The organism is Streptomyces sp. NPDC003379 (assembly GCF_053589195.1).
The window spans coordinates 72,941-96,817 of record NZ_JBSFRK010000032.1; the positions used below are offsets into that span (position 1 = coordinate 72,941).

The 23,877-nt window shown below is 68.7% G+C and carries 18 protein-coding genes and 1 pseudogene; 9 read left to right on the forward strand and 10 right to left on the reverse strand.

Annotation, left to right across the window (positions count from 1 at the left end):
* Positions 1-13 precede the first annotated feature (13 nt).
* From ACWDVB_RS27765 to argH, 4 genes are all read right to left on the reverse strand, one after another.
* Positions 14-1,558 carry an MFS transporter gene (locus ACWDVB_RS27765; protein WP_451517298.1) on the reverse strand — a complete coding sequence of 515 codons (1,545 nt, stop codon included), beginning with the start codon at positions 1,556-1,558 and terminating at the stop codon, positions 14-16.
* On the reverse strand, positions 1,555-2,106 hold the full coding sequence (locus tag ACWDVB_RS27770) for a TetR/AcrR family transcriptional regulator (protein ID WP_451517297.1): 552 nt from the start codon (positions 2,104-2,106) through the stop codon (positions 1,555-1,557). The genes ACWDVB_RS27765 and ACWDVB_RS27770 overlap by 4 nt, the downstream gene beginning before the upstream one ends.
* A 59-nt stretch (positions 2,107-2,165) precedes the next feature.
* Positions 2,166-3,140: an aldo/keto reductase gene (locus tag ACWDVB_RS27775; protein ID WP_451517353.1), complete on the reverse strand. Its 975-nt coding sequence runs from the start codon at positions 3,138-3,140 to the stop codon at positions 2,166-2,168.
* A gap of 140 nt (positions 3,141-3,280) precedes the next feature.
* On the reverse strand, positions 3,281-4,711 hold the full coding sequence (gene argH / locus ACWDVB_RS27780) for an argininosuccinate lyase (RefSeq protein ID WP_451517296.1): 1,431 nt from the start codon (positions 4,709-4,711) through the stop codon (positions 3,281-3,283).
* Positions 4,712-4,864: 153 nt separating this feature from the next.
* Here argH and ACWDVB_RS27785 point away from each other — a divergent pair, with 153 nt between their 5' ends.
* The 3 genes from ACWDVB_RS27785 to ACWDVB_RS27795 all read left to right on the forward strand — a co-directional run bounded on the left by ACWDVB_RS27785 (position 4,865) and on the right by ACWDVB_RS27795 (position 7,255).
* Entirely contained in the window at positions 4,865-5,452 is a 588-nt protein-coding gene (locus tag ACWDVB_RS27785) for a pyridoxamine 5'-phosphate oxidase family protein (protein ID WP_451517295.1), read from the forward strand.
* A gap of 3 nt (positions 5,453-5,455) precedes the next feature.
* The gene (locus ACWDVB_RS27790) at positions 5,456-6,175 is read left to right on the forward strand and encodes a L,D-transpeptidase family protein (protein WP_451517294.1); all 720 of its coding nucleotides are present in this window, start codon (positions 5,456-5,458) and stop codon (positions 6,173-6,175) included.
* Positions 6,176-6,271: 96 nt separating this feature from the next.
* Positions 6,272-7,255 (forward strand): bile acid:sodium symporter family protein, encoded by a 984-nt coding sequence (locus tag ACWDVB_RS27795; protein ID WP_451517293.1) that lies wholly within the window; start codon positions 6,272-6,274, stop codon positions 7,253-7,255.
* Positions 7,256-7,277: 22 nt separating this feature from the next.
* Here the strand turns inward: ACWDVB_RS27795 and ACWDVB_RS27800 are convergent, their stop codons facing one another.
* Genes ACWDVB_RS27800 through argC form a run of 5 tightly spaced genes read right to left on the reverse strand, consistent with a single transcriptional unit; the run spans position 7,278 to position 12,144 of the window.
* Complete coding sequence (locus tag ACWDVB_RS27800; RefSeq protein WP_055530059.1) at positions 7,278-7,820, reverse strand: arginine repressor; 543 nt, start codon at positions 7,818-7,820, stop codon at positions 7,278-7,280.
* Positions 7,821-7,827: 7 nt separating this feature from the next.
* Positions 7,828-9,033 (reverse strand): acetylornithine transaminase, encoded by a 1,206-nt coding sequence (locus ACWDVB_RS27805; RefSeq protein ID WP_451517292.1) that lies wholly within the window; start codon positions 9,031-9,033, stop codon positions 7,828-7,830.
* A complete protein-coding gene (gene argB / locus ACWDVB_RS27810) occupies positions 9,030-9,971 on the reverse strand; it encodes an acetylglutamate kinase (protein WP_451517291.1) in 942 nt (313 codons plus the stop codon). The genes ACWDVB_RS27805 and argB overlap by 4 nt, the downstream gene beginning before the upstream one ends.
* Complete coding sequence (gene argJ, locus ACWDVB_RS27815; RefSeq protein ID WP_451517290.1) at positions 9,968-11,119, reverse strand: bifunctional glutamate N-acetyltransferase/amino-acid acetyltransferase ArgJ; 1,152 nt, start codon at positions 11,117-11,119, stop codon at positions 9,968-9,970. The genes argB and argJ overlap by 4 nt, the downstream gene beginning before the upstream one ends.
* Positions 11,116-12,144 (reverse strand): N-acetyl-gamma-glutamyl-phosphate reductase, encoded by a 1,029-nt coding sequence (gene argC / locus ACWDVB_RS27820; protein ID WP_451517289.1) that lies wholly within the window; start codon positions 12,142-12,144, stop codon positions 11,116-11,118. Before argC ends, argJ begins: the two co-directional genes overlap by 4 nt.
* Before the next feature lie 210 nt (positions 12,145-12,354).
* Here argC and ACWDVB_RS27825 point away from each other — a divergent pair, with 210 nt between their 5' ends.
* From ACWDVB_RS27825 to ACWDVB_RS27840, 4 genes are all read left to right on the forward strand, one after another.
* Positions 12,355-13,176, forward strand: a complete 822-nt coding sequence (locus ACWDVB_RS27825) for a TnsA-like heteromeric transposase endonuclease subunit (RefSeq protein ID WP_451517288.1) — start codon at positions 12,355-12,357, stop codon at positions 13,174-13,176.
* 107 nt (positions 13,177-13,283) lie between these two features.
* Positions 13,284-15,377, forward strand: a complete 2,094-nt coding sequence (locus ACWDVB_RS27830; protein WP_451517287.1) for a transposase — start codon at positions 13,284-13,286, stop codon at positions 15,375-15,377.
* Between the two features lie 249 nt (positions 15,378-15,626).
* The gene (locus tag ACWDVB_RS27835) at positions 15,627-16,736 is read left to right on the forward strand and encodes a TniB family NTP-binding protein (protein ID WP_451517286.1); all 1,110 of its coding nucleotides are present in this window, start codon (positions 15,627-15,629) and stop codon (positions 16,734-16,736) included.
* 8 nt (positions 16,737-16,744) lie between these two features.
* Entirely contained in the window at positions 16,745-18,532 is a 1,788-nt protein-coding gene (locus ACWDVB_RS27840) for a TniQ family protein (protein WP_451517285.1), read from the forward strand.
* 285 nt (positions 18,533-18,817) lie between these two features.
* On the opposite strand, the gene ACWDVB_RS27845 is transcribed toward ACWDVB_RS27840, so the two are convergent.
* Complete coding sequence (locus ACWDVB_RS27845; RefSeq protein WP_451517284.1) at positions 18,818-21,475, reverse strand: NB-ARC domain-containing protein; 2,658 nt, start codon at positions 21,473-21,475, stop codon at positions 18,818-18,820.
* A gap of 118 nt (positions 21,476-21,593) precedes the next feature.
* Here ACWDVB_RS27845 and istA point away from each other — a divergent pair, with 118 nt between their 5' ends.
* Positions 21,594-23,249: an IS21 family transposase gene (gene istA, locus ACWDVB_RS27850; RefSeq protein WP_451517283.1), complete on the forward strand. Its 1,656-nt coding sequence runs from the start codon at positions 21,594-21,596 to the stop codon at positions 23,247-23,249.
* Positions 23,246-23,791: pseudogene (locus ACWDVB_RS27855) on the forward strand (ATP-binding protein); the annotation flags it as partial. The gene istA and the pseudogene ACWDVB_RS27855, both read left to right, overlap by 4 nt.
* Positions 23,792-23,877 lie beyond the last annotated feature (86 nt).

Consider the following 23,877-nt stretch of genomic DNA (forward strand, 5'->3'; position numbering starts at 1 on the left):
GCTTTTCCGCGCCCTAGTGGGGGGCGGCTGTGTCTTCCAGTTTCTGGTTCTTCAGGAGGAACCAGGCCACTGTCGCCGTCGCCAGGAGGACTGCCGCGCCAACGCCCGCCGCCAGGCGCAGGCCGTCGACGAAGGCCGTCTGGGCCGCTGAGAGCAGGGCGTCCGCTTGGTGGGGTGGGAGGCCGTCGAGTGACTCGACCGCGCCGCCCAGCGATTCGTGTGCGGCCGATGCCACGTGGGGCGGGGTGCCCGCGGGGGCCGTGAAGTCGCGGTAGACGCCGGTGACGATGGAGCCCAGCAGGGCGATGCCGAGGGCCGCGCCCAGTTCGTACGCCGTTTCGGAGACCGCGGAGGCCGCGCCGGCCTGCTCCTTGGGGACGCTGGAGAGGATGACGTCGGCGGTCACCGTGAACGAGAAGCCCGCGCCGATGCCGACGACCAGGAGCGAGGCGCCGAGCAGCGGGTAGCCCGTGTTCTGGCTCAGGCCCGTGAGCGCGGCGAGCGCGAGGCCCACCGCCGCGAGGCCGCTCGCGACCACGATGCGCACGGAGAAGCGTCGCGCGACCACGCCCGCGAGCAGGCCCGCCCCCACCGCGCCGACGGCGGCGGGGAGTTCCGCGAGGCCCGCCTCGAACGGCTGCCTGCCCTGCACCAGTTGCAGGAACTGGGAGAGGAAGAAGACCAGGCCGGAGAGGCCGAGCACGGTCAGCAGGTCGGCGAGGACCGCGCCGGAGAAGCCGCGGTTGCGGAAGAGCCGCATGTCCAGAAGTGGCGCGGGGAGAGTCAGTTGGCGGCGTACGAACCAGGTGAGGGCCGCCACGCCCACCACCGCGGAGACCGCGACGTCCCAGCGCATGCCGTGCGCCGCCGCCTCCTTGATGGCGTACACGACGGCGATTATGCCGACGAGCGAGAGGACGACGCTGATCAGGTCCCAGGGGCCGGGCGCGGGGTTCTTCGACTCGGGCAGCAGCTTGATGCCGACGACGACGAGGACGGCCATCACCGGCAGGTTGATGAGGAAGACCGAGCCCCACCAGAAGTGTTCGAGCAGGAAGCCGCCGACGACCGGCCCGACGGCCGCGCCCGCGGACGCCATGGCTCCCCAGATGCCGACCGCGAGGCTGCGCTCGCGCGGGTCGTGGAAGATGTTCCGGATCAGCGCCAGCGTCGACGGCATCAGGGTCGCACCGGCGACACCGAGCAGCGCGCGGGCCAGGATCATCAACTCGGGAGTGGTGGCGTACGAGTTCAGCACGGAGACCGCGCCGAAGGCGACGGCTCCGGTGAGCAGCAGCTTCTTGCGGCCGATGCGGTCGCCGAGGCTGCCCATGGAGACGAGCAGACCGGCGATGACGAAGGAGTAGACGTCGCCGATCCACAGCAGCTGGGTGCCGGACGGCTTGAGGTCCTCGCTGATGTACGGCGTCGCCAGGCCGAGCACGGTCGCGTCGACGGCGACCAGGAGCACGGCGAGGACGAGCACGGCGAGCGCGAGCCAGCGGCCGGGGCCGCGCTCCACGTCCGCCTCGGCGGTCCGGTGGTGTGTGCTGGTCATGAGTCCACTCTCCGCCGCGCGCCGCCGATCAGCAGCTCGGCGATCATGTACGAGAAGTCCTTGGCGGCCAGTCGGCCGTCCTGCACGGCCCAGGCGCCCGAGCCGATGAGGCCGTAGAGCGCCTCCGTGAGCCAGGCGGGGGTCAGGTCGATGCGGAATTCGCCGCTCTCCTGGCCGCGCCGGAAGAGCGCGGCCAGACGGGCGTCGATGCGGGACCAGCCCTCGTGCTGCGTGTCGCCCTCGAACAGCTGGCTCTCGGTGTAGAGGAACGCGAGGAGCCCGGCGGCGGGCTCGATCTCCTTCACCAGGCGCCGCAGGGCGTCCTGGGCGCTGCCGTCATCGAGCCCCGACCGGCCCAGGGCCGCCTCGCACTCGTGGAGCCCCAGCTCTTCCAGGGCGCGTACGAGCGCGTCGCGGCCCGCGAAGTGGCGGTGCAGGGTGGCTCGGCTGATGCCCGAGGCGCGGGCGACCTCGTCCATGGTGGAGGTGGCTTTGCGGGTGAGCAGGGCCGCGGCGCTGCGCAGAACCTGGTCGCGATCGACTGACATGAGACAAGTCTAGACCTGATGAGACAGGCTTGTCTCATCAGGGTGGGCTCAGCGGCTGCTCAGTGCCAGGGCAGCTCCCCGCGCCGCCCCCAGTATGCCCGGGGCTCCTCCACGAGCCGCGCGAGGCGTTCGGCGTGGCCCGCGTCCAGGTCGACCGCCGCCGCGTGCAGGTTGGAGACGAGCTGCACCGCGGTGGCCGCCCCGGACAGGATCACGCCCGCCCACGGCTCGCGCAGCAGCGCGGCGAGCGCCACCGCGTCGCAGCCGAAACCCGTCTCCTCGGCGACCTCGCGCAGCGCGGCCGGCGCGTGCGGGGCGGCGAGCCGGCCGTTGGCCATGCCCTCCTTGACGAGCACCGTCAGACCCGCGTCGTGCGCCTCGGCGAGCGCGGGCCCCGCCGACGTCTCCAGGAGGTTGTACGTCGCCTGGACGGTGCTAAAGAGCGGCTCTCCGTCGACGGTGACCGCGAGGGCGGCGCGAATGGCGGCCGCCTGCTCGGGGCCGCTCACGGAGAGGCCGACGGTGACGCCCTCGGCGGCCAGACCGGCGAGGCGGGCGTGGAGTTCCTTGTCGGTGAGCGCCGGGCTCTCGGGCGTGACGGAGTGGATCTGGTAGAGGTCGAGCCGCTCGCCGAGCAGTTCGGCGCTCTCCGCGCGCTGCCGGTCGTAGGCGGCGACGCTGTGGTCCTTGACCTCGTGCGGGCCCTCGGTGTCGGTGCGCCAGGCCGCCGTGTACGTGTAGCCCCACTTGCTGCCGATGACGACGTCACGGCTGTCGGGCCTGGCGTGCAGCCAGTCGGCGAGGAACTCCTCGGAGCGGCCGTACGAGCGCGCCACGTCGACGTAGCGGACCCCTGAGGCGTACGCCGCGTCGAGGAGTTCGAAGGTGCGCTCGCGCAGGGCCTCGACGCTGCGGGACGGCGGCAGGTCGGCCTCGCGGCCCAGCGTGATGTAGCCGGGCCTGCCGACCGCGGCGAGGCCCAGCCCTATGTGCGCGGTCGGGGTCGTGGCTGCGGCCAGCCGGGCGAAGGGCATCGCGGGCTCCTCGTCGTAGTCGTCGTAGTCGTCGTAGGCGTCGTAGGCGTCGTGCGCGGGGATCTCCCCCGGCCGCGGGGGATCCCTCTCCCCCGCCGCGGGGCATCCCCCCCGCCAACGTAACCCGCGACGCCCCGCGGTCACCCGCGTGCGGCCGCCCACTCCTCCTGGACCGCCAGGTCCGCCTTGACCTCGGCGAGCTGGACGGCGACGGCGGAGGGGGCCGTGCCGCCGCGGCCGTCGCGGGAGGCCAGGGCACCCGGCACGTTCAGGACGGTGCGCACCTCGGGGGTGAGGTGCTCGGAGATCCTGGCGAACTGCTCGTCCGTGAGCTGGTCAAGCTCGATGCCCCGCCGCTCGCACTCCTTGACGCACTCGCCCGCGACCTCGTGCGCGACGCGGAACGGCACACCCTGCTTGACCAGCCACTCGGCGATGTCGGTGGCGAGCGAGAAGCCGGCCGGGGCCAGCGCCTCCATGCGCTCGCGGTTGACGGTGAGCGTCGCCATCATGCCGGTGAAGGCGGGCAGCAGGACCTCCAGCTGGTCGCAGGAGTCGAAGACCGGCTCCTTGTCCTCCTGGAGGTCGCGGTTGTACGCGAGCGGCAGCGCCTTCAACGTGGCGAGCAGGCCCGTGAGGTTGCCGATGAGACGGCCCGACTTGCCGCGCGCCAGCTCGGCGATGTCCGGGTTCTTCTTCTGCGGCATGATCGACGAGCCCGTCGAGAAGGCGTCGTGGAGGGTGACGAAGGAGAACTCCTTCGTGTTCCAGATGATGATCTCCTCGGCGATCCGGGAGAGGTTCACGCCGATCATCGCGGTGATGAAGGCGAACTCCGCGACGAAGTCGCGCGACGCCGTCCCGTCGATGGAGTTGCCCACGCTGCCGTGCTCGAAGCCGAGGTCCGCCGCGACCGCCTCCGGGTCGAGGCCGAGGGACGACCCGGCGAGCGCGCCCGAGCCGTACGGAGAGACGGCCGTCCGCGTGTCCCACTGCCGCAGCCGCTCGGCGTCCCGGGACAGCGCCTGGGCATGTGCGAGCACATGGTGGGCGAAGAGGACCGGCTGGGCGTGCTGAAGGTGCGTACGTCCCGGCATGGCGACGTCCGGATGCGCCTCGGCGAGTCCGACGAGCGCGCCCTGAAGGTCGGCGATCAGGCCGCCGATGATCCGCGCGTGGTCGCGCAGGTACATCCGGAAGAGCGTCGCCACCTGGTCGTTGCGGGAGCGCCCGGCCCGCAGCTTGCCGCCGAGGTCGGGGCCGAGCCGCTCAAGGAGGCCGCGCTCCAGGGCGGTGTGGACGTCCTCGTCGGCGATGGTGCCGACGAACGAGCCGTCGGCCACATCGGCTTCGAGCTCGTCGAGCCCGGCAAGCATGCGGGTCAGCTCGTCCTCGGTCAGCAGGCCCGCCTTGTGGAGCACGCGCGCGTGGGCGCGGGAACCGGCGATGTCGTACGGCGCGAGGCGCCAGTCGAAGTGGACCGACGCGGACAACTTGGCCAGGGCCTCGGCGGGCCCGTCGGCGAACCGTCCGCCCCAGAGCCGTACGTCACCGCCGTTGTTGCTGCTCACTGCACGTGCTCCTCAGGCTGTCTCTTGCCGGTGTACCGAAACGCGATATGCATGAGTATGCAGAACACTGCATGATTCGTCAATCGGCCGCCCCGTGGAGCAGGCACCCGAAGTCGTTAGACAGGCGAAGGATCGTGGCCAATAATCACCGCCATGGGAAAGACTTACGAACGCATAGACGGCAGACTCCGTACGTTCATCGAGAAGCAGCCGATGTTCTTCACGGCGACCGCGCCCCTCTCCGGCGACGGCACGATCAACCTCTCCCCCAAGGGTCTCAAGGGCTCCTTCGTGGTCGTCGACGAACTGACCGTCGCCTACCTGGACTTCGCGGGCAGCAACGCCGAGACCGTCGCCCACCTGCGCGAGAACGGCCGCATCACGCTCATGTGGTGCGCCTTCGAAGGGCCGCCCAACATCGTGCGGGTGCACGGCCGCGGCGAGCCCGTCTTCCGCGACGACCCGCGCTTCAAGGAACTGCTCGGCCACTTCCCCGGCATCGACACCACACCGCACGGCCTGCGCGCCATCGTCGTCGTGACGGCCGAACTCGTCCGTGACACCTGCGGGTACGCGGTGCCCTTCATGACGTACGACGAGGACCGCGACCTGCACGCCAAGCGCTTCGCCCGCGAGGACGACGCGTCGCTCAACGCGTACTTCACCAAGAAGGAGCACATCGCACGGAGTATCGACGGCCTGCCCGGGCTGCCGCTGCCGCTGCCGCCCGCTAGCGTCTGAGCCATGCGCCCACGAGCCGCCGTCCTCGCCTCCGCCGCCCTGCTCGCCGCCGTCGGCATGCTCGGGACGGGTGGCTGGCGGGCGCCCGGCTCGGGGCCACCGCTTCCGGAGCGGATGGCCGACACGGGCGGCGGCAGTCAGCTCATCACCGCCGAGGCGTCGGGCACCGACTCCACCACCGGCACGCTCACCTGGTGGGACCGGCAGGACGGGCGCTGGGTGGAGTCGGGCTCCGCGCCCGCCCGGTTCGGCGCGAAGGGCCTGGTGGAGGGCGGCTCACGCCGGCAGGGGACGGACACGACACCCACGGGGCTCTACGGACTGCCGTACGCCTTCGGGATCGAGCCGAAGCCCGCCGACACCGACTACCCGTACCGCCGCGTGACGAAGGAGTCCTGGTGGTGCCAGGACAACAGGTCGCGCTCCTACAACCGCTGGTCCGAGCCGCTCGCCGCCGACTGCCGGGCCGACCGGTCCGAGCACCTCATCACGTACGGCCCGCAGTACGCGCACGCCCTCGTGATCGACTTCAACTACGCGCGCCCCGCGCGCGGGCGCGGCGCCGGGATCTTCCTGCACGTGAACAGGCGTGGCCCGACGACGGGTTGCGTGTCGGTGTCCGCGGACGCGATGCGCGCGGTCCTGCGGTGGGCGAAGCCGGACCGGCGGCCGCACATCGCGATCGGCACGGAGTCGGGGACGACGGCCCTCAGGCGGTACTGACGCCACGGCCTTTTTCACGCGCCCCCGTTCTCCGTGTAGCGACCACATACCGAGACGGGGTTGCACGCGCGCGTGGCCGGGGCGTTGCATCGCGCCGTGCAACCCGAACAGACGATCCCCAGCCCCACCGATGCCGGGGGCGGCGCCGACAAGGCCGCCCGCCGCGCCGTCACCGTCTTCCCCGTCCTCGTCCTGGCCGCGGGCGCCCTCGGCCTCGCCGCGCCCGGCGCCTTCGAGGGCTGGGGCACGCACGTCCCGTACCTCCTGGGTGTCGTGATGTTCTGCATGGGGCTGACCATGACCCCGCTGGACTTCCAGGGCGTGGTGAAGCGCCCCTGGGCCGTCGCGCTGGGGCTCATCGCCCATTACGTGATCATGCCGGGGCTCGGCTGGCTGATCGCCCACGCGCTCGGCCTCTCGCCCCAGCTGGCGGCCGGTGTGATCCTGGTGGGCTGCGCGCCGAGCGGCACCGCGTCCAACGTGGTGACGTATCTGGCGCGCGGCGACGTGGCCCTGTCCGTCTCCGTCGCCACCGTCTCGACCGTTCTCGCGCCGCTGATCACACCGCCGCTGACGCTGCTGCTCGCGGGCGAGTACCTGCCGGTGGACGCGGGCTCGATGGTCACGGACATCCTGAAGACCGTGCTGCTCCCGGTCATCGCCGGGCTGGTGGTGCGGCTGCTCCTCGGGCGGTACGTCGACCGGGTGCTCGGCGCCCTGCCGTGGCTGTCCGCGCTGACCATCGCCGCCATCGTGGCGATCGTCGTCGCGGGCAGCGCCGCGGCCATCAAGTCGGCCGCGGCGCTGGTGTTCCTCGCGGTGTTCCTGCACAACGGCCTCGGCCTCGCGCTCGGCTACGGCGCGGGCAGACTGGCCCGCCTCGGCCCGCCGGCCTCGCGGGCGATGGCCTTCGAGGTGGGCATGCAGAACTCGGGCCTCGCCGCGTCCCTGGCCACGGCGCACTTCAGCCCGCTCGCCGCGCTGCCCTCGGCGGTGTTCTCCGTCTGGCACAACGTGTCGGGAGCGCTGGTCGCGGCCTGGATGGCGCGCGATCGGAAGTCACCGGACGGGCGGATGTGAGCAGCGGCGCCCAGGACCCGGGTCAGTCGTTGGAGGCCAGCCGCAGCAAGTGGTCCGCCAGGGCCTGACCCCCGGCGGGTTCCCTGCTGATCAGCATCAACGTGTCGTCGCCCGCGATCGTCCCGAGGACGTCGTGCAGTTCGGCCTGGTCGATGGCCGACGCCAGGAACTGGGCCGCGCCCGGCGGCGTACGCAGCACGACGAGGTTGGCCGAGGCCTCCGCGGAGATCAGCAGCTCCGCGGAGAGGCGCCGCATCCGCTCCTCCTTGGCCGACTCCCCCAGCGGCGCGCGCGGCGTGCGGAAACCGCCCTCGCTCGGCACCGCGTAGATGAGGTCGCCCTCGGCGTTGCGGATCTTGACCGCGTTCAGCTCGTCCAGGTCCCGGGAGAGCGTCGCCTGTGTGACGGTCAGGCCGTCGTCGGCGAGCAGCTTCGCCAGCTGGCTCTGGGAGCGGACCGGCTGCCGGTTGAGGATGTCCACGATCCGGCGGTGGCGTGCGGTGCGGGTCTGCGGCACGGCGGGACCCGCGTGGTCGCCGTGCTCGTTGCCTTGCGCCTGGCTCATCGTCGTCTCATTCTCCGGATCGTCCGTCCCCGTCGGCCTCGGCGGCCTTGTCCAGGATGCCGGGCAGCGCCCGGAGGAACGCGTCCACCTCGTCGTCGCGCACGTTCAGCGGTGGCATCAGCCGTACGACATCGGGGGCGGGCGCGTTCACCAGGAAGCCGGCGTCCTGAGCCGCCTGCTGCGCCCGCGGCGCGAGCGGCTCGGTGAGCACGATACCCAGCAGCAGGCCCGAGCCCCTGACATGGCCTACGAGCCGGTGTCCGAGTGACTCGATTCCGCCGCGCAGCTTCTCGCCCGCCCGCTTGGTGTTCTCAAGCAGTCCCTCGGCCGCGATGGTGTCGACGACGGCGAGCCCCGCGGCGCACGCGACGGGGTTCCCACCGAACGTCGTGCCGTGGTGACCGGGCTTGAAGAGCTCCGCGGCGGCGCCGAACGCGACGGTCGCGCCGAGCGGCAGACCACCGCCGAGACCCTTCGCGAGCGTGACGACGTCCGGCTCCACGCCCTCGTGCGCGAGGTGCTCGAACCAGTGTCCGGTCCGGCCGATTCCGGTCTGCACCTCGTCCAGGACGAGGAGTGTGCCGGTGGCCCGGGTGATCTCCCTGGCCGCCCCGAGGTAGCCGGCGGGCGGCACGACGACGCCGTTCTCGCCCTGGATCGGCTCGATGATCACGAAGGCGGTCTCGGTGGTGACGGCCGCGCGCAGGGCCTCCACGTCTCCGTACGGGACATGCGTGACGTCGCCGGGCAGCGGCAGGAACGGCTCCTGCTTGCCGGGCTGGCCGGTGAGGGCGAGCGCGCCCATGGTCCGGCCGTGGAAGCCGCCGTCGGTGGCGACCATGTGCGAGCGGCCGGTGAGGCGGCCGATCTTGAAGGCGCCCTCGTTGGCCTCGGCGCCGGAGTTGCAGAAGTACACGCGGCCCTCGCGTCCGAAGAGCTCCAGGAGCCGTTCGGCGAGCGCGACGGGCGGCTCGGCGACGAAGAGGTTCGAGACATGGCCGAGCGAGCCGATCTGCGCGCTCACGGCCTCGACGACCGCCGGGTGGGCGTGGCCGAGCGCGTTGACCGCGATGCCGCCGACGAAGTCGACGTAGCTCTTGCCGTCGGCGTCCCACAGCTTGGTGCCCGCGCCGCGCACGAGGGGCAGCCGCGGCGTGCCGTAGTTGTCCATGAGCGCGCCCTGCCAGCGCGCGGTCAGCTCCTGGTTGCTCATGACTCCCCCTCGGTGTTGTCGTGGTTCGACGCGTCCGGCACGACCATGGTGCCGATGCCCTCGTCGGTGAAGATCTCCAGCAGGATCGAGTGCTGGACGCGGCCGTCGATGACGCGGGCGGTCTCCACGCCGTTGCGTACGGCGTGCAGGCAGCCCTCCATCTTGGGGACCATGCCGCTGGCCAGCTCGGGCAGGAGCTTCTCCAGCTCCTTGGCGGTGAGCCTGCTGATGACCTCGTCGGAGTGGGGCCAGTCCTCGTACAGCCCCTCGACGTCGGTCAGGACCATCAGGGTCTCGGCATCAAGAGCCGCAGCGAGTGCCGCAGCCGCCGTATCAGCATTGACGTTGTAGACATGGTGGTCGTCCTGGGAGCGGGCGATCGAGGAGACGACCGGGATGCGGCCGTCGGCGAGGAGCGCCTCGATGGCGCCCGTGTCGATCCTGGTGATCTCGCCGACCCGGCCGATGTCGACCAGTTCGCCCTCGATGCGGGGCTGGTGCTTGGTGGCGGTGATGGTGTGCGCGTCCTCGCCGGTGATGCCGACGGCGAGCGGGCCGTGCTGGTTGAGCAGCCCGACCAGCTCGCGCTGCACCTGTCCGGCGAGCACCATGCGTACGACGTCCATCGCGTCCTCGGTGGTGACTCTGAGCCCCGCCTTGAACTCGCTGACGATGCCGTGCCGGTCGAGGGCCTCGCTGATCTGCGGCCCGCCGCCGTGCACGACGACGGGCCTGAGGCCCGCGTGGTGCAGGAAGACGACGTCCTGGGCGAAGGCGGCCTTGAGCTCGTCGTCGACCATGGCGTTGCCGCCGAACTTGATGACGACGGTCTTGCCGCGGTGCCGGGTCAGCCAGGGCAGCGCCTCGATGAGGATCTGCGCCTTGGGCAGCGCGGTGTGCTTGCGCGCGGTGGGCTGACTGCCGGGGTCCTTGCTCATGACGAGTACGCGCTGTTCTCGTGGACGTAGTCCGCGGTGAGGTCGTTCGTCCAAATGGTCGCGGTCTCGTCGCCCGCGGACAGGTCGGCGGTGATGACGATCTCCCGGTAGCGCATGTCGACCAGCTCCCGGTCCTCGCCGACACAACCCTTCTTGCAGACCCATACGCCGTTGATGGCGACGTTCAGCTCGTCCGGGTCGAAGGCGGCGGACGTCGTGCCGATCGCGGAGAGCACCCGGCCCCAGTTGGGATCCTCGCCGTGCAGGGCGCACTTGAGGAGGTTGTTGCGGGCGATGGACCGGCCGACCTCGACGGCGTCGGCCTCGCTCGCCGCGTTCACGACCTCGACCTTGATGTCCTTGCTGGCGCCCTCGGCGTCGCCGATGAGCTGGCGGCCCAGGTCGTCGCAGACCTCGCGGACGGCCTCGGCGAACTCGGCGTACTCCGGGGTGTCCTCGGACGCGCCCGAGGCGAGCAGGAGCACGGTGTCGTTGGTGGACATGCAGCCGTCGGAGTCGACCCGGTCGAAGGTGAGCCGGGTGGCGTCGCGCAGCGCCTTGTCCAGGACGTCGGCTTCGACGTCGGCGTCGGTGGTGAGCACGACCAGCATCGTGGCGAGGCCGGGGGCGAGCATGCCCGCGCCCTTGGCCATGCCGCCGACGGTCCAACCGTCCTTGGCAACCACGGACGTCTTGTGCACGCTGTCGGTGGTCTTGATGGCGATGGCGGCCTTCTCGCCGCCGTGCGCGGAGAGTTCGGCGGCGGCCTTCTCGACGCCCGGCAGCAGCTTGTCCATGGGGAGTGTCACGCCGATGAGCCCGGTCGAGGCGACGGCGACCTCGCCCGCGTTGAGGGAGAGCACCTCGGCCACCTTCTCGGCGGTGGCGTGCGTGTCCTGGAAGCCCTTGGCCCCCGTACAGGCGTTGGCGCCACCGGAGTTGAGGACGACGGCGGAGACGAGGCCGCCCTTGAGGACCTGCTCCGACCAGAGGACGGGGGCGGCCTTGACGCGGTTGGAGGTGAAGACGCCCGCGGCGGCCTGTCGGGGCCCGGTGTTGACCACGAGGGCCAGGTCCGGGTTGCCGTTCTCCTTGATCCCGGCGGCGATGCCCGCGGCCGTGAATCCCTTGGCTGCCGTCACACTCACGGCGCGACTCCGATCGTAGTCAGCCCGGTGGCCTCGTCGAGGCCGAGGGCGATGTTCATGCTCTGCAGGGCGCCGCCCGCGGTGCCCTTGGTCAGGTTGTCGATGGCGCCGATCACGATCACGCGCCCGGCCGCCTCGTCGTACGCGACCTGGATCTGTACGGCGTTCGAGCCGTACACGGAGGCCGTCGCGGGCCACTGCCCCTCGGGGAGCAGCCGCACGAACGGCTCGTCGGCGAACGCCTTCGCGTACGCGTCCCGCACGCACTCGGCGCTGACGCCCGCCTTCGCCTTCGCGCTGCACGTGGCGAGGATGCCGCGGGACATCGGGGCCAGGGTCGGCGTGAAGGAGACGGTGACGGGGGCGCCCGCGGCGGCGCTGAGGTTCTGGATCATCTCGGGGGTGTGGCGGTGGAGGCCCCCCACTCCGTACGGGGACATGCTCCCCATGACCTCGGAGCCGAGGAGGTGCGGCTTGGCGGCCTTGCCCGCCCCGGAGGTGCCGGACGCGGCGACGATCACCGCCTCGGCCTCGACGAGGTCCGCCGCGTACGCCGGGAAGAGCGCGAGCGAGACGGCGGTCGGATAGCAGCCGGGCACGGCGACGCGCTTGGCACCCGCCAACGCGGCGCGTCCGCCCGGCAGTTCGGGAAGGCCGTAGGGCCAGGTCCCGGCGTGCGGACTTCCGTAGAACTTCTCCCAGTCCGCCGCGTCCGCCAGCCGGAAGTCGGCGCCCATGTCGACGACGAGGACGTCGGGGCCGAGCTGCTCGGCGACGGCGGCGGACTGCCCGTGGGGCAGCGCCAGGAACACGACGTCGTGCCCCGCGAGGACCTCGGCGGTGGTCGGCTCCAGGACGCGGTCGACGAGCGGAACCAGCTGCGGCTGCAGCGCACCCAGGCGCCGGCCCGCGTTCGAGTTCCCGGTCAGAGCGCCGATCTCCACCTCGGGGTGACCGAGCAGCAGACGCAGCAACTCGCCGCCCGCGTACCCACTCGCCCCTGCCACTGCTGCGCGTACCGCCATGGAACCCTCCTCTTGGATGGCATGACTATACGCATTGCCGCAGTTTTATGCAATGAGGGGCCGGGGGCACAGCCGGTTATGGGTGTGACCGAGATTTTTAGTTGGCACATGGAGAGTGCTAATTGGCAAATCTTGGACCCGTAACGCTGCGTTGCGGTCAGTACCGAAGAAGCGCCCCCATCGTCGGCGGAGTGGTGCTGCTCTGAGTGAGTGGGCGAGGCAACGTTTGCGAAGATCCCGTCGGATTCAAGTCATCTGGACCAGCTTGTCACGGCTTACGACGGGGACGCCGGGCTGCGGGATCGGTTGCGGCTCGGCGATGACTGGGTACGTCGGTGGAGCTCGACATGGCAGGTAGGCGACGGCAAGGTCTACTGGCCGATCCGGGATATGGCTCACGTACCGGTGCTGTCGTCCCGCCCGATGCGAGGGTTCACGTGGCGGGCGAAGCAGCGGCATCGTCCCGGGCTTGAGGTGATGGCCTCAACGGGCAGGAAGCACGGCTTCGAGTCATTGGAGGAGATGCGCCTGCTGGTCGCGCTGGACTTCTTGAGGGCATCGGAGGTGCTGTCGCAGCCGTTTCGGATGGACTTCGAGCATGCGGGCGGGCAGGCCTGGCACATCCCGGACTTTCTGGCCGTGATCGGCGGCGGGATGTGGCTACTGGACGTCCGCCCGATGAAGCTGATCAAGGAAGAGGACGCACTGAAGTTCGCGGCGGCGAGGGAGGTGGCGGCCGCCAGCGGCTGGCGGTACTCGGTGGTCGCAGGCTGGCGCCCGCATGTTTGGAGCGTCCTTGATCACCTGTCCTCGCGTCGGCGGCCGACGAGGGACCTGCTCGGCATGCGCGACCTGCTGCTCACCATTATCGGCGGGCAGCAGGGGCAGGTGATGGCGTTCTCCGACCTGGCGGACGCGACCAGCGTGCCTGCCGTTGGCCGGGCAAACATCGTCCGACTGCTCTGGCAACGCGAACTCGGCGTTGACCTGGGCAGTCCTCTGCGGGACAGCTCGCTGATCTGGGCCGTGTGATGGCAGCGAGGGGGTTCTTGAAGATCGCGCCGGGCAGGCGGGTCGCACTCAATGGCGTCGAGTGGACGGTTGAAGATGTCCACGGCCAACTCGGCCGACTCAGCCTGGTGGATGACGACGGGCGCGCGGAGACCCGCTCGTTCCGCTGGCTCATCAACCATGCTGACCTGCGACTTCTTCCGACGGTCGAAGCGTCGGGGCGACCGTCGCCGGTCGCCCGGCAGCCGAGGACACTGGCCGATCTGACCAAGGACCAGTTGGATCGGGCGCGGCTGCGGGCTGCGCACGTGCTGGAAGCTGAGACGGGGTTCCGGGAGGGCCATCTGGCTCGGGCCCTGCCGGGTGAGCCCCGGCCGGCGTACGACCCGGACCGCACGACGTTGACCCAGCGTCGGTACGCGAAGACGGCGGAGATGGAGGCGATGCCCCGTCCGGAGGCGGTCCGGTGCGGTCTGCAGCACCTCAGCTACCGGACGCTGGTGCGTCTGTCGGGACTGGCGGGCGACAGTCTCCTGCTGGCCTGCGCGGACGGGCGCTGGACACGGCGACGCAGTGGACACCGCTGCATCACCGAGGAGGTCCGGGAGGCGATCTTCGCAGTCAAGGCCGAGTGCGGCCCACGCGCCCGCCTGAGTCTGGCCGCCAGGCACCGACTGATGCACCAGTACATGCGTGAGCGGTTCCCGACGTTTCCCACCAAGAAGATCCCTTCCCGCTGGACGTTCGCGGACGTCTGGGAGGAGTGGTTCGGGCCCGGCGGAGCCCGGCCGCGTTACGGGCGGACGGCCGAGGCCGCCGCGGAGGCCGGCGTCTCCGGCCGGGTGGTGGTCCACCGGCCAGGCCAAGTTCTGGTGCTGGACTCGACCCCGATGCCGGTGAAGCTACGCGAGACCGTGTTCGGCGACGCAATCACCGCGACGCTGACCCTCGCACTCGATCTCTACACGCACGGACTGCCGGCCTTCCGGCTCACGCTCCAGTCCGACACCTCGGTCGACATCGCGATGCTCCTGCGGGACGTGATGCTACCGCTCCCGATGCGGGACGGCTGGGGCGAGGACATGGAATGGCCGTACGCGGGGGTCCCGGCCGACGTGATCGCCGAGTTCACCGAGCACCGGATCGCCGCTCTGCCGTTCTTCGCCCCGGAGACGGTCACCACCGACCACGGCGGCGCCTACAAGAACCACGACGTGGTGGAGGCCGAAGGGGAGATCGGGTGCCGGATCCTTCCTGCCCGCGTCCTGCGGCAGACCGACAAGTTTGCGGTCGAGCGTCAATTTCTCACCGTCCAGACCATGCTCTTCGAGCACCTGCTGGGCTTCACCGGCGGTGACGTCGCGGACCGCGGGGCCGACCCGGAACGCGATGCGAGCCTGACGCTAGCGCAGGCCGAGCACATCATCGCGACCTGGATCGTCCGGATCTGGCAGAACCGCAAACTAGGCGAATACGCCCCCAGTTGGGCGCCCGGTGAGGACCACAGCCCCAACACCCTGTTCGCCGCGGCGATGGAACAGGGCGGCTTCGACCTCGACTTCCCCGAACCGTGCTTCTACTACAAGGTCCTGCGCAAACACCATGTGAAGATCCATCCGCGTCGCGGGGTGAAGATCCTCGGGCTTTGGTATCACCATCCGGTCCTCGACGAGCCACGCTTCCAGCAGCCCTCCGCCCGAGGCGGCAAGCACACGCGCCAGTGGGTGATCCGCAGTGACCGAAGGGACCGTCGGCAGGTGTTCTTCCAGGACGATGCCGATCAGGAGACCTGGCACGTCCTGCGCTGGCGGGGGCTGCCGCCCGAGAGCGAGATCCCCGCGTTCTCGGACAAGACTGCTGGCGCCCTTCTGGCACACGTGAAGGCGAACAACATCAGGATCCACTCCGAGAGCGAGCTCTTGGAACATCTGCTGGGGATCCTCGGCCCGTCGACCAGTGGCCCAGCCAGGCCAAGAAGATGGCCGGGAAGAAGCGGCGCGTCGCCAAGGCCCGCGAGATCACCCGAGCACAGGCCGCAGCGGCCGACCGCCCCGCAGCCCCGGCTCCCGCAGACGAGCAGGTTCCGGCCGAGATGCCCGTGGCCTGGGCCGAGCACGCTCGCACGATCGACCACGCGGTCGATGCCGACCGCCGTCGGCGCCGCGAAGAAGCACTCTCCGACTCCAAGCCCGTCGCCCCGGCAACGCTGCACGAAGCCCTGAAGCGGCGCCCCATGTTCCGGCTTCCGCCCGCCGATGGCTCGGAAGCCGATACAACCGTCCGAGAGGACGACACGTGACCCGAGCCCTCTCTCACGGTGATCCGCTGGAGGGCCTACCTTCCCGAGCCAGGATCGCCGAGTTGATCCTGAGCAGCCGCCCACCCCTCGACACCTACGTCGGCTGGCAGCACTACCGCACCCATTGCGGCCTGCTTGTCCCGCTCCGACGATCTCGCCGCAGCAATGGTCAATGCTCTCCGAGAGCCGCCGGTACGACTACGACCTCTACCGAGAGCTGACGAACGCGAACCTCCCGCTGCAGGACACCCCCATGCACGACAAGGTCGGGAAACTGATCCGGCGCCGGTTGAGCAGCAATACGAGGAAGAAGGACGACCCGACGCGCGCCGGCGTCATGATCAGCGGCTGGGGCAACTACGGAAAGACCGCGTCTGTCTGCTCAGCCGGGGCCGTCTTCGAAGAGCAATGGCTGGCACTGCACAGATGCCTCAACCCAGCAGCTCTTCCAGGCGCACGGGATCTTCACGCGCCGGTTGTCTACGTCTCGACCCCGGTAACAGCGACCCCGAAGAGCCTTTGCGCGTCGATCCTGGGGTTCTTCCGTGCCCCGACCCGCAAGTCGGCCACACTGCCGGAACTGGTCCGGCTGGTCGCCGACTCCCTTCACGACCACGGCGTAAAAGCGCTGATCCTGGACGACATCAGCCGCCTACGGATGCACCGAGCCGACGATCAGGACGTCCTCGACCTGATGCGCGCCTTCATGAGCCTGGACGTCACCCTGATCCTGACCGGCGTCAACATCCCCGGCATCGGGCTGCTGCGCGAGGCCATGTGGAACAAGACGACCCGGCAGTGGGAGCTGCCGCCGCTCGAGTCGACTCGCATCCACGGTTTGGAGATCACACAGACTGAGCACCGCTTCGAGCTCATCGAGATCGACCGCTTCCGCTACGTCACCCCGAAGCAGATCGGGGCCTTCGTCGACCACCTGACGGGAATCGAGCAGCATCTGCGGCTGCTGAACGCGAAGGTGGGAATGCTCACCGGCGGCACCATGCCGGAGTACCTGATGCGTCGCACCGGCGGCGTCATCGGCCTGCTGGGACGCCTCCTCGAGGACGGAGCCCACGAGGCTATAGGCGGGAAGGAACTGATCGACGAGAGCCTGCTGGACGAGATCGTGCTCCGGCGGGACGTGCCTGAACAGGCGCCGGACGAGCCCATAATCCCGGCCGACCCACGGAGCGCCGATAAACCGTCCCCGCAGACCAAATCGGCACGGCCCCGGAACACTACTTTCGATGACCACGGCCCTGCCGGCGCAACCGGGAGTTGAAACAAGCTATGCACCCGTTGCCCCGAAGCTTGGATCCGATCGCCGGTGAGTCTCTCGTTAGTTACCTTCAGCGCCTGACTTACAGGATCGACGTTTCGCCGCTGCGCCTAGCCCGAATGGCCGGATTGCACGGCTGGTCGAATAACTCTGCACCCGCTCGAGCTATCTCACTGGAACTCGACAGGGAGCAGCTTTCCAACCTTGCAAGACTTACTCGAATCACCCTCAGAGAAGCCGAAGAGCTAACTTTTTCATCCTGGAAGAGTCACTATCCGCCAATCAAGAAGATTATTGCAGATAACGGATCACGGTCTGACTCATGGCTATTTGCCGGCACCCCCAGGTTCTGTCCGCGATGCCTCGACCGGGGCGCATGGAAAAAGGAGTGGAGTCTTCCTGTCGTTTTCGCATGTATTGAGCATCAGATTTTCCTGCACGCAATCTGTCCACAGTGCGCTCGCCTGAGCGAGCGCCCCTGGCAGTTACTGCAGCGCCCGAATGACCACACACTCCACCCCGCCCAATGCAGACAAACAACGCCCGACCTCGCCGACCACAAAAGGAAGTCGACAGCTTGTGGCTATCGACTCGACAGAGCAGATATTCCGGGACTGAAAATTAATCCCGTTCTTCTCGATTTTCAAGTAGCAATCATGTATCGATTAAATCCGCAGAGTGCACCAGAGGAATCAGGCGCCTATTTCACCGACCTCCGACTTATTATGGCTTTGATCAACTCCGCTTGGCCGCATACCAGCACCCTAATTCGCACCGAGCTCGTCAAAGATGTGGACGCCTACATTCAGTCGGAAACGAAAACACGACACGGACCACTCGGCAGCCCCCAACGCTATCGCATACTATCTGACCCACCAAGAGAGGCACGCACATGTGCTGCTCTCATGCAGGCCGCGGACGCCCTCTTACTATCCGACGATCTCCCTGAATCCCTCCCTCGCTTCATTGACTCACCCTCGACAGAAAGATTTCCACGTAAAGCCTGGGCTAACGTATTCGAGAAACACAGAGACTCTTGCTCCGAGAAACTGCGCGCAGCGGCTACCCCCGCAGCTCACAGATACCGAAGAGTCAGAATGAGCGGCCCGCGGGCTCCTCTGCGCGACGACTATCAACCACAGCACATTCCTGCATACCTGGAGCAGAAATGGTTCGACTCGCACTTCGGCCACATCACTGGGATCCGCATCAGGGCTCTCCGTCGGACTGCCGCAGTCCAACTAGTCCAGTGGGTGAACGGTGGATCAATGGGTGATGCCGCCCAGTTCTTAGGCATCAACCACGCCGGGGTTCAGTACGCCCCCATCACCGACCTTCGATACTGGGCGGGAACCCGACGCAATCTCGCAAAGTTCGAGACGGCTCTTCACGAATTGGCCGCAGAACTTCGAACATCTTCGGTTCCCCAGATCGACTACCGGCGGCGCAGGACCGTACTCCAGGATTGGGTGCTCCCACCTGAAACCTGGAGACGCATCTCCAATGAGCTGCTACCCAACAGGGGTGGAGCCCCAATCATGGACGACCGGAAGCGTCAGGTTGCATCCGTCTTCGTCTGGACTCACGTCACACAGGGCGAGCACCTTTTCGCTCCCCGCCCGCTCGAACGCGAGCAGCCACCGGACACTCAACGGATCTGGGCACTTCGCCGAAACACAACCTGGTTCCAGATGACCAGGCACGACGCTTACCCCCACGTTGCCGACCTGCGGAAGGCGCTTGCCGAGTGCGCGGCCCAGCTGGCCCTGAGTATCGACAACGGGGAATCAATTACCTAATCGATCGTTCATGAGGGTTCGTCAGCTTGCTGACGGACCCTTTGTGGTGAGTGCTGGTGGGGGTTCTCGGAGCCTGGGCAGGGTGAGTGCCCGCCCGCGCATCAAACCGGCGGCAGCGCTGGTCCTGACGGCCGCCCTGTTCGTCGGCGAGTCCGCTGTTGTGTGCCTGCGCCGCGTTCCACCACCGCCCTTGCGCCCCGGCTGTAGACGGTACCGAGCCTGCGTGGGCGATGCCCGCCGCGCCCAGCCATCATGGGGGTCGGGAACACCCCCGACGCGGCCGGCCTATCCCTCACTGGCCTTACGGATCAGGTCCCGCAGGGCTCGAGCACTGCTGATGGCATGGGCGTCGGCATCGGAGCCCATGGCGACGAACTGATCAAGATCAGGCCAATCGACCACGCGCTCCAACAGGCGCAGAGCGCCGACGTCGCCTTCATTGAGCGCCGCGGCGCAAGCAACGCAGACGTTCCGGATCAGGTCCACGATGGCGTGCCGAAAGAGCCGTGGAGCCGTGGCGTCCTGCTGCCAGTGAGTAACCTCTCCGATCGCTTCCTCCCACTCTGCCTGCCCGGCCAGGGCTTCGACGAGGCGGCGGCGGGTTTCCACTTCGACTGGCCCGGACACCCCCGACTCCAGCAGCCCTCGACAGTGCGCTTCCGCTTCGGCGTAACGATGGTTCTGCAAGCAGGCTTCTGCCCTTTCCAGTACTGCGTAATTGTCGGCGTACGAAGTCGGCTCGATGCGCGACTCGACGTCCCTGAAGGCATCGGCGAGCATCGCGAGCCTTGTCGAGATGTCCCCCGAGAGGCTCGTTCCGTGGATCAGCAGGCGCGAATCGATGGCCAGTTTCATGGCAGCCTTGGGGTAGTCGAACAGCCATGCACGCGCCTGCTGAAGTACGAATTCCAGATGGCCGACCGCGTCGTCCAGTGTGGTCTCGAGCATCGGCCGTCTGTCACGACCGAGCTCGTGCACCTGGATGGGCATCGCCGCCAGAGCAAATCGTGTCTGTACGACGAGTGCGTCGTTGTCCGAGCCGGCTCTCGCCAGGTAGTCAAGCTCCTGCAGATAGAGTTCCTCGGCCCGCACAACGTCTCCCTGACTGTAGTAGGAGCCGGCGAGATTTCCGCAGATGAGGGCTGCGCGTTCGGTCGGCAGGCGGAGGCGGTCGATGTGGGTCAGGAGCATCTCGGCGTGCGACTGCATGACCCGCACCCGCTCCAACTCGCCCAGCTGTGTGGGCCCGGTGAGCCAGCGCTCCACATGGCCGGCCAGTTGATCGATCGCTGTCGACTGCGCCGGGTGCCTGGCCAGGCGTTCACGCATCAGCTCCTGACTGACCGTGTTGATGGCCAGGGAGCGGTCGGCCCCGGGCATGGTCTCCCCGTACGAGGGCGGCAGAGGGAGATCGTTCTTGATGAGTGAGAAGCGGGCGAGCTCACGCAGCGATTCGCCGATGTTGACCGTCTCCGGGGGAACGAGTACAGGGCCACGGTGCTCGGCGTCGAAGTCCTCGACCCTGGTAATCGCCGCGGCCAGCAGAAGGTGCGCGGGTATCTGCTGGGATGCGAGATAGCCAGCCGCGTAGAACATCTGCAGCGCAACGGCGGCGGCATCGAGAACCGTGTCCGGCTGGATCCGTACCTCGATCTGTTCGATGCACATAGCGTGGGCGGCGGCGAGCGTACGGGGATAGCCGACGGGCACCATCTCCTCGTCCGCGTAGGAGCGGAGCTTGAGGGCCTTGAGGTAGTGGTCGACCTGGTCGAGCCCCAGCCCGCACGTATAGAGGTAACTGGCGCCGAGCTCCAAGGCCAGGGGCCAGTCGCCCAGTTCGCGTGCCAGCCGGTCCAGCGCGCCCTGCCACTGGACTTGTTCCAACTCGCCCAGGTGCAGGCGCCGGGTCAACAGCTGGACAGATTCGGGACGTTCCATGGCGGAGACCTGCACCACCTCACCCGTGCCCAGATGCGTGGCGGCGTTCAGCGTGGTGATGATGACGTCGCCCCGGCTCGCCGTGGGTACCCAAGCCTCGGTCTGCCGCATTGCGGCCACGTTATCGAGAACCAGCAGCCAGCGGCCGGGCAGCCGGCCGAGGGCTCGCTGCACCGCCTGTTGCGTTTCATCGGGCCGGGCTTCTGGGCTGGCTACGCTCGGTTCCAGGACGTCCAGTACCCGTTGGAACGAGTTATGGGTCGAGTACGTGGTCTCGCAGTCGATCCAGCCGATGAAGTCGTAGGCATCGGCCCTCTCCGCGATGTAGAGGGCAGCGGCGCTGGACTTGCCGATTCCTGACGGTCCCACGAGGGTGGCTCGGCGCGTCGGGTGCGTCCGGGTCGTGGGGAAGGCGGCGAGCAGCGGATCGATAAGACTGGGCCGGCGCACATCGGGGATGGTCGGGATCTTCCCCGCTATGGTGCCCCAGTCGCGTGCACCGATCGACTGCGCCAAAGTCTCCGCGTCGACCAGCAGCAGCGAGCGCAGCTCGGCTACGGAGAAGGTGGCCCGCGCGCCGGTCACATCGGCGGCGCGGCCGAATACTTCGGCGATGAGGTACCCGGTGAGCAGCCCGGCAGACTCCTCTCCCAGGCCTTGATGTGCACGATTGCGGATGCAACGCAGGGAGTTGCGCAGCTCTTCGAGGATCTCGCTGTCATCGCGCGGGTCGAATTCGAGGCGGCAGCGAGCCAGCCGGGAAAGGCCGTCGGCGTCCAGCCGTGCCAGCTGGTCTTGGCGTTGCGGTGCGTCGTGGAAGAGTTCCATCAAGGTGTCCCGCAGGACGTGCGGCTCGAACTCCGCGGACAGGGCTTCTTCAAGCCTGTCCCCCTTGGCGCCCGGGCGGGCATTGGTCAGCAGGCAGTAACTCCCCGCCGACTGGCTGCCGTTAAGCATCTGCAGGATGATGCCCAGCGTGGCTATGAACACCTTCTCTGGCCCCATCGGAACGAGTTCTCTGGCCCCAGGTGCCTGATCGTGGATTGCGTGTTCATCAGAAGCGGCCCCGGGGGTGGCCTTGTGGTGGGAGCATCGATGTGCTTCCGACAGTCAGGGGGCCCGGGTGGACGGGCCGAGAACCAAGGTTGAGCTCTTCGCAGCGATTCGCCGGGACTCCCGTACCGAGAAGCTGTCGATCCATGAACTCTCCCGCCGCTACGGAGTTCACCGGCGTCTGGTGCGGGAAGCTCTGACTTCCCCGTGGCCGCCCCCGCGCAAGTTGATGCCTCCGCGCCCGTCGGTGATCGACCCCTACAAGCATCTGATTGACGCGATTCTGCGTGCTGATCTGGATGCTCCGCGCAAGCAGCGCCACACCGCCAAGCGGGTCTTCGACCGGCTGGTGGACGAGCACGGCATGGACAATGTCTCCTACGGCCGGGTCCGCGACTACATCAGGCGCCGCAAGCCCGAGATCTGGGTCGAGGAAGGCCGCGGACCACCCAGCGTATTCATCCCGCAGACACACCGTCCCGGCGAGGAGGCCGAGGTCGACTTTGGGGACGTCTATATCACGCTCGACGGCAGACGCACCCTGTGTTATTTGTTCGTCTTCCGGCTTTCCTTCTCCGGCAAAGCTGTGCACCACGTATCGGCTTCACAAGGGCAGGAAGCCTTCTTCGAGGGCCATGTCCACGCCTTCCAGGTGCTAGGCGGAGTACCCAGGGGCAAGGTCCGCTACGACAACCTCACCTCCGCGGTGGCCCGGGTTCTCGGCTTCACCCGGGCCCGGGTAGAGACAGACCGCTGGATCGCGTTCCGTTCCTGGGCCGGCCTGGACGCCTTCTACTGCCGACCGGGCATCGACGGCGCCCATGAGAAGGGCGGCGTCGAGGGCGAAGTCGGCCGATTCCGCCGCAACCACCTGGTCCCCGTCCCCGACGTCGACACCCTGGCCGAGCTCAACGCCCGCATCGATGAGTGGGACCGGCAGGATGACCAGCGCCGGATCGGCGAGCGCCCGCGCACCGTCGGCGAGTACTTCGCCATCGAGAAACCCCTGCTGCTGCCGCTGCCCGAGGACCACTTCGAGACCGGGCGGCTTCTGACCCCGCGGGTGGACCGCTACGCGCAGATCACCGTGCGGCAGAACCACTACTCAGTGCCGGTACGGCTGATCGGCCGCCAGGTCCGCGTCCTGCTGCACGCCTCCGCGGTAGTGGTCTACGACGGCCGCACCGAAATCGCCCGGCACGAGCGCCTCGTCACACGCGGCGGGAGTCGCCTGGACCTGGATCACTACCTGGAAGGACTGCTGCGCAAACCCGGCGCGCTGCCCGGGGCGACCGCGCTGGACCAGGCCCGTGCGGCGGGGAAGTTCACCCCGGTGCACGACGCCTGGTGGGAGGCCGCTTGTCGGGCCCACGGGGACACGGCCGGCACCCGTGCGCTGATCGAGGTCCTGTTGCTGCACCGGCACATGAGCCACGACCACGTCGTCGCCGGGATCGCCGCCGCACTGCGGGCCGGGGCCCTGACCTCGGATGCGGTGGCCCTGGAAGCCCGTCTGGCCGCCGAACGTGAAACTCCCGCCGAGGCGGGCCCGGACACGGCGCTGGGCCGTATCGCCTCTCCGGTGGTGTCGCTGACCGCGCGCAGGCTGGCCGCGCTGCCCCCGGACCCCAGGCCGCTGCCTTCGGTGGCCGCCTACGACCAGCTCCTTCGCCATACCCGGCCGTTGGCCGGGCGTCCCCCCAGTCAAGGGAGTCCCCTGCCATGAACGCCACTCGTCCCCGCGGTCTGACCGAGCCTGCCGCCGACGCGGCCATCGACGCGGCCTGCCGCAACCTACGCCTGCCCACCATGCGGGGCCAGTTCTCCGAACTCGCCGACGCCGCCGCGCGCGACCAGATGACCTACCGCGGGTTCCTGGCCGAGCTGCTGATGTCCGAGTGCGACGACCGTAACCGCCGCCGCTCCGAGCGCCGGATCAAGGCTGCGGGCTTCCCTCGCGAGAAGGCGCTTCGCACCTTCGACTTCGACGCGAACTCCGCCATCGACCCGGCGGCCGTCCATACCCTGGCCTCGTGCGACTGGGTCCGCAAAGGATTGCCGCTGTGTCTGATCGGCGACTCGGGGACCGGAAAGTCGCACCTGCTGATCGCCTTGGGCACCGAGGCCGCGATGGCCGGCTTCCGGGTCAAGTACGTCCTGGCGACCAAGCTGGTCAACGAACTCGTCGAGGCCGCCGACGAGAAGCTGCTGACCAAGACCATCGCCCGCTACGGACGCGTCGATCTTCTCTGTATTGACGAGCTGGGCTGTGCGCCACGAGGCGCTGATGGATCTCGCGGGATGAGAGGCCCGCCGCCGGTCCTCGCAGGGACCGGTTGAAGCTGGAGGCAGGC

Excerpts from the sequence above, each read along its gene's own strand:
- ACWDVB_RS27765 (WP_451517298.1), bottom strand. The coding sequence starts at position 1,558 with ATGACCAGCACACACCACCGGACCGCCGAGGCGGACGTGGAGCGCGGC.
- ACWDVB_RS27770 (WP_451517297.1), bottom strand. The coding sequence starts at position 2,106 with ATGTCAGTCGATCGCGACCAGGTTCTGCGCAGCGCCGCGGCCCTGCTC.
- ACWDVB_RS27775 (WP_451517353.1), bottom strand. The coding sequence starts at position 3,140 with ATGCCCTTCGCCCGGCTGGCCGCAGCCACGACCCCGACCGCGCACATA.
- ACWDVB_RS27785 (WP_451517295.1), top strand. The coding sequence starts at position 4,865 with ATGGGAAAGACTTACGAACGCATAGACGGCAGACTCCGTACGTTCATC.
- ACWDVB_RS27790 (WP_451517294.1), top strand. The coding sequence starts at position 5,456 with ATGCGCCCACGAGCCGCCGTCCTCGCCTCCGCCGCCCTGCTCGCCGCC.
- ACWDVB_RS27800 (WP_055530059.1), bottom strand. The coding sequence starts at position 7,820 with ATGAGCCAGGCGCAAGGCAACGAGCACGGCGACCACGCGGGTCCCGCC.
- ACWDVB_RS27805 (WP_451517292.1), bottom strand. The coding sequence starts at position 9,033 with ATGAGCAACCAGGAGCTGACCGCGCGCTGGCAGGGCGCGCTCATGGAC.
- argB (WP_451517291.1), bottom strand. The coding sequence starts at position 9,971 with ATGAGCAAGGACCCCGGCAGTCAGCCCACCGCGCGCAAGCACACCGCG.
- argC (WP_451517289.1), bottom strand. The coding sequence starts at position 12,144 with ATGGCGGTACGCGCAGCAGTGGCAGGGGCGAGTGGGTACGCGGGCGGC.
- ACWDVB_RS27835 (WP_451517286.1), top strand. The coding sequence starts at position 15,627 with ATGCTCTCCGAGAGCCGCCGGTACGACTACGACCTCTACCGAGAGCTG.
- ACWDVB_RS27840 (WP_451517285.1), top strand. The coding sequence starts at position 16,745 with ATGCACCCGTTGCCCCGAAGCTTGGATCCGATCGCCGGTGAGTCTCTC.
- ACWDVB_RS27845 (WP_451517284.1), bottom strand. The coding sequence starts at position 21,475 with ATGGGGCCAGAGAAGGTGTTCATAGCCACGCTGGGCATCATCCTGCAG.